Below are 5136 nucleotides of genomic sequence, written 5' to 3'. Positions count from 1 at the left end.
GCCGCGGCCGCAGCGGCTGCGGCCGCGGCTCCCCGCCCCAGCTCCGGAGGCGGCGGTGGCGGCTACACGGCGCCCGCTCCGGCTCCCGTCGCGGGCGGCGGATCGACCGCGGTCAGCGACTCCGGCTGGGTGAAGCCCGTCAACGGGCGCATCACCGGCACGTTCGGGCCGCGCGGCAGCCTCTCGACCGGCGGAGGATCGACCAGCTCGTTCCACCGCGGCACCGACCTCGCAGCACCCTGCGGCACCCCGATCTTCGCCGCTCACAGCGGCACCGTCACCTACGCCGGCGTCTTCGGCACGTACGGCAACTGGATCGAGATCAGCCACGGCGAGGGCATCAGCACCGGCTACGCCCACATCATCGCGGGCGGCATCTACGTGAGCGTCGGCGAGCGGGTCGAGGCCGGTCAGCAGATCGCCGCGGTCGGCTCCACCGGCGCCTCCACCGGCTGCCACCTGCACTACGAGACCCGCGTGAACGGCACCGCCGTCAACGCCCAGCCCTTCATGGCCGCACGAGGAGTGACCCTTGGTTGACGCTCGGACCACCGCACGAGGATTCACCCCGGCACCGCGCGAGCGGGCCTGGAAGGGGCGACTGCCGCTCGCGGTGTCCGCGGCCTTCGCGGTGACCGCGATCACCGCCTCCTTCGGACTCACCCCCGCCTCGGCGGACGACCCGCAGTACCCCTCGTGGGACGACGTGCAGAACGCGAAGCTCGACGAGGCGGCCAAGCAGGCCGAGATCGACTCGATCACCGGGCTGGTCGCCGGCCTGCAGAGCGCGGTCGACGAGGCCTCCGTCGAGGCGATGCGCAGGGCCGAGACCTGGCGCCAGGCGTCGGACGCCCTCGCCACCGCCGCGCAGGCCGTGACCGACCTCGAGGACCGCGCCGCCGAGGCGTCCGCGAAGGCCCAGACCTCGCGGATGCGCGCGGGGCTGCTCGCCGCGCACCTGTCCAAGGCCGCCGGTGGCGACCTCTCGATGAGCCTCGTCGCCAGCGGCGAGAACGCGGGCGATCTGCTCTACCAGCTCGGGGCGATGTCGCAGCTGACGGAGCAGTCGCAGAAGGTCTACGCCGACGCCCTCGGCGACAAGCAGAACGCCGAGTCCCTCGCGGCGCAGGCCGACGTCGCCGTCGACGAGCACCGGACGCTCTCCGAGGAGGCCGACCGCGCCCGCTCCGGTCGGCCAGCCGAACACCAGCGAGGTCGAGACCGCCATCGCCTACGCGTCCGCCCAGCTCGGCGAGCGGTACCTGCTCGGCGGCATGGGCCCGGACGTCTGGGACTGCTCGGGACTCACCAAGCAGTCCTACGCCTCCGCCGGCCGCTACATCGGCACCCACTCGGCGACGAACCAGTACAACACCATGGCGGCGGACGGCAAGCTCGTCCCCTACAGCGAGCGCCAGCGCGGCGACCTGATCTTCTGGGGCGGAGCGGGCGACTACTACCACGTCGCCATCTACCTCGGGAACGGCCAGATCATCGAGGCGCCGAACCCCAACGCGCCGGTGCGCATCCACTCCATCTGGGGCACCCCGACCGGCATGGTCGGCCGCCCGGCGGCCTAGCCCCGTCCGGCCCGCTCGGCCCGGACGCGGAGAACCCGCCCCCACCGGCGATCCAGCAGCTGCTGGACTCCGGAGGGAGCGGGTTCTCGTCGTTCCGCGAGGGGTCAGTGACCCTCTTCGGCCAGCTTCTTGATGCCGTCCTGGACGATCTGCTCGGCCTCGGCCGCGTCGCCCCACGCCTCGACCTTGACCCACTTGCCGGGCTCCAGGTCCTTGTAGCGCTCGAAGAAGTGCTTGATCTCGTTCTTGGTCTGCTCCGGGACGTCGCCGATGTCCTGGATGTGCTGCCAGCGCGGGTCCTTCGCGGGGACCACGATCACCTTGGCGTCGGAGCCGGCCTCGTCGCTCATGTTGAGGACGCCCACGGGGCGCACCGAGACGCCCACGCCGGGGAAGACCGGGTACTCGAGCAGCACCAGCGCGTCGACGGGGTCGCCGTCGAGGCCGAGGGTGTTCTCGAAGTAGCCGTAGTCCGTCGGGTAGACGAAGGAGGTGAAGAGCACCCGGTCGAGGTACACGCGACCGGTCTCGTGGTCGACCTCGTACTTGTTGCGGCTGCCCTTGGGGATCTCTACGACGACGTCGTATGCGGCCATGTTCGCTCCTTGAGTCGGTGGCGCCGCGGGCGGCGCATCGGCGGATCGGATCCGCCTCCCCGAGCGCGTGCACAGGCCAGCGCTCGCAGGCCGGATCGCTGGCCTAACGTTACTTGATGTGCCCGATCGCCCCCGTCTGACCCCCGCCGTCGCCGACATCCGGCGCGCCGTCCGCGCCGGCTTCGACGGGCTCGAGCGCGACTCGCTCGTCCTCGTCGCCCTGAGCGGAGGAGCGGACTCGCTCGCGCTGGCCGCGGCCGTCGCGTTCGAGGCGCCCCGCGCGGGCCTCCGCGCCGGCGCCGTGATCGTCGACCACGGCCTGCAGGAGGGCTCCGCAGGCGTCGCCCGCCGGGCCGCCGACCAGGCGCGCGCTCTGGGCCTCGCGCCCGTCCTCGTCGAGGTCGTCTCGGTGCGAACGGGCGAGGACGGACCGGAGGCGGCCGCCCGCACCGCGCGCCACGGCGCCCTCGCCGATGCCCTCGAGGCGACGGGCGCCGCGGCCGTCCTCCTCGCGCACACCCTCGACGACCAGGCCGAGACGGTCCTCCTGGGCCTCGCGCGCGGGGCGGGAGCCGCGAGCCTGCACGGCATGGCGGCCGTGAGCGGACCGCTGCGCCGCCCGCCGCTGGGGATCCGCCGCGCGAGCACCCGCGCCGCCTGCGCCGACGCCGGCCTCGAGCCCTGGGACGACCCCCACAACGACGACGTCCGCTACTCCCGGGTCCGCGTCCGCCGCTCGGTGCTGCCCGTGCTCGAGGACGAGCTCGGCCCGGGCATCGCCGAGGCCCTCGCCCGCACCGCCGAGCAGCTCCGCGAGGACGGCGACGCACTCGACGCGATGGCGCTCGACTGGGCGCTCGAGCTCGTCGGCCAGAACGACGAGGGGCACGTGACCGTCGACGCCCGGGGGCTGGCCGCCGATCCGCCCGCGCTGCGGCAGCGCATCATCCGCCTGGTCGTCTCGAACGAGTTCGGAGTCGCGCTCTCGCGCGCGCAGACCCTGGCCGTCGCCGCTCTCGTCACCGACTGGCACGGCCAGAGGGGCGTCGACCTGCCCGGCGTCGTCGCGACCCGCTCGGGCTCCGCCCTCGTCTTCGCGCCGGCCCGCCCGCACTGACCTGCGGCAGCGTCTCCGCCCGCAGGCCCACCGCTCCGCTCGGAGACGCGCACCGCTCGTTGATCGAGGAGCCCGGGCAGCGGGTGTATCGAGATCCACCGACTCCCGAGCTCCGCGCGGACTCGAGTCTCGATACGCCGCTGCGCGGCTACTCGACCAGCAGAGGGAGCCGAGCCCTCACTGCCCTTCCGGGCCCCTGACCAGGGAGCCGAGCGCTCACTGCCCTTCCGGGCCCCTGACCAGGGAGCCGAGCGCTCACTGCCCTTCCGGGCCCCTGACCAGCAGAGGGAGCCGAGCGCTCACTGCCCTTCCGGGCCCCTGACCAGCAGAGGGAGCCGAGCGCTCACCGCTCCCCGGGCCCCCGTAGAGTGATCGGGTGGAAGCAGCCGACATCGCCGACGACATCACCGAGGTCCTCTACACCGAGGCCGAGATCCACGCGCGGATCCGCGACCTGGCCCGCGCGATCGAGCGCGACTACCAGGGCGAGAACCTTCTGATCGTGGGCGTCCTGCGCGGTGCGGTCATGGTCATGGCCGACCTCGCGCGCGAGCTCAAGCTCGACATCGTCATGGACTGGATGGCCGTCTCCTCCTACGGCAGCAGCACCAAGTCCTCGGGCGTCGTGCGGATCCTGAAGGATCTCGACACCGACATCACCGACCGCAAGGTCCTGATCGTCGAGGACATCATCGACTCCGGCCTCACCCTCTCGTGGCTGCAGGGCAACCTGCGCAGCCGAGGAGCGGAGTCGGTCGAGATCTGCGCGCTGTTCCGCAAGCCCCGCGCCGCCAAGGTCGAGGTCGACGTCGCCTACGTGGGCTTCGACATCCCCAACGACTTCGTCATCGGCTACGGGCTCGACTACGCCGAGCGCTACCGCAACCTGCGCGATGTCGCGATCCTCGCGCCCCACGTCTACGAGTAGCCCGACCCCGCCCGAGCAGCGGGCGGACCTCGCGCAGCGCAGTCTCGACCTGCTCTTCCGCGCGCCGGTGCTCGGGTACCACGCGAGCTACCCCACCTCGATCGCCGCCGACGCGCCCTTCCACTACTGGTGGCTGGCGCACGCGATCGACGCGGCGGTCGACGCCTTCGAGCGCACCGGAGACGAGTCGCATCTCGATCGGGCGCGCCGCGTGCACCGCGCGATCCGGCTCCGCAACGGCGGCCGACTCGTCAACGGCTACTTCGACGACATGATGTGGCTCGGCGGCTCGCTCGTCCGGCTCGGCGCCGCGACGGGCGGGCCCCGCTGGCTGGACCGCGCCGACCGGCTCTGGCGCTTCTCCGCCCGGACGGGCTGGAACCTCCGCCACGGCGCGAGCCTGGCCTGGCGCCGCCGGCAGCTCGACTACAAGAACGCGCCCGCCAACGGGCCGTTCGCGATCCTCGGAGCACGGCTCGAGCTGCTCCGCCCCGACGGCCGCGAGGAGCTCGCGCGCGCCGCCTTCGACTGGATGCACGTGCGGCTGCGCGATCCGGAGTCGGGATTCGTCGCCGACGGCATCGGCCGCGAGGGCGGCTCCGCCCGCGACGACTGGGCGTTCAGCTACAACCACGGCGTCTACATCGGCGCGGCGCTCGCCCTGCACCGCCTGCGCCCGGACGCCCGGCTCGTCGCACACGCGGCCCTCACGGCCCAGGACCTGCTCGACCGCCTCGCCCCCGACGGCGTCCTCGTCGACCAGGGCACGGGGGACGGCGCCCTCTTCGGCGGGATCGCCTACCGCCACCTCGTCGACCTCGCGCTGACCGAGGGGGTGGCCCCCGCGACCGCGGAGCGCCTGCGCTCCTTCGTCCTCGGCAGCGTCGACGCCCTCTGGCGGTCGGGGGAGAGGGG

General features: G+C 73.2%; 7 protein-coding genes. 5 read left to right on the top strand and 2 right to left on the bottom strand.

Going from position 1 to position 5136, the window contains the following annotated elements:
* On the top strand, positions 1 to 540 hold a 540-nt coding region (locus tag NB037_RS18595), incomplete at its 5' end, for a M23 family metallopeptidase (protein ID WP_251948424.1).
* Here NB037_RS18595 and NB037_RS18590 read toward each other — a convergent pair.
* Positions 509 to 1228 carry a hypothetical protein gene (locus NB037_RS18590; RefSeq protein ID WP_251948422.1) on the bottom strand — a complete coding sequence of 240 codons (720 nt, stop codon included), beginning with the start codon at positions 1226 to 1228 and terminating at the stop codon, positions 509 to 511. The two genes, NB037_RS18595 and NB037_RS18590, sit on opposite strands and share 32 nt — an antisense overlap.
* Before the next feature lie 46 nt (positions 1229 to 1274).
* Here NB037_RS18590 and NB037_RS18585 point away from each other — a divergent pair, with 46 nt between their 5' ends.
* Positions 1275 to 1580 (top strand): C40 family peptidase, encoded by a 306-nt coding sequence (locus tag NB037_RS18585; protein WP_251948419.1) that lies wholly within the window; start codon positions 1275 to 1277, stop codon positions 1578 to 1580.
* Between the two features lie 104 nt (positions 1581 to 1684).
* Here NB037_RS18585 and ppa read toward each other — a convergent pair whose 3' ends face one another.
* Positions 1685 to 2176, bottom strand: coding sequence for an inorganic diphosphatase (ppa, locus tag NB037_RS18580; RefSeq protein WP_055789813.1), 492 nt, complete (start codon positions 2174 to 2176; stop codon positions 1685 to 1687).
* 118 nt (positions 2177 to 2294) lie between these two features.
* On the opposite strand from ppa, the gene tilS reads away from it, so the two are divergent.
* The 3 genes from tilS to NB037_RS18565 all read left to right on the top strand — a co-directional run.
* Positions 2295 to 3293 (top strand): tRNA lysidine(34) synthetase TilS, encoded by a 999-nt coding sequence (tilS, locus tag NB037_RS18575; protein WP_251948417.1) that lies wholly within the window; start codon positions 2295 to 2297, stop codon positions 3291 to 3293.
* A 376-nt stretch (positions 3294 to 3669) separates the two neighbouring features.
* Entirely contained in the window at positions 3670 to 4221 is a 552-nt protein-coding gene (gene hpt / locus NB037_RS18570; protein WP_207407822.1) for a hypoxanthine phosphoribosyltransferase, read from the top strand.
* On the top strand, positions 4187 to 5136 hold a 950-nt coding region (locus tag NB037_RS18565; RefSeq protein ID WP_251948415.1), incomplete at its 3' end, for a glycoside hydrolase family 76 protein. The genes hpt and NB037_RS18565, both read left to right, overlap by 35 nt.

The sequence above is a fragment of the Rathayibacter rubneri genome (assembly GCF_023743255.1).
GTDB lineage: Bacteria > Actinomycetota > Actinomycetes > Actinomycetales > Microbacteriaceae > Rathayibacter > Rathayibacter rubneri.
Note: the sequence above shows the minus strand (reverse complement) of the source record. Positions and strands in the feature narration are given on the sequence as shown.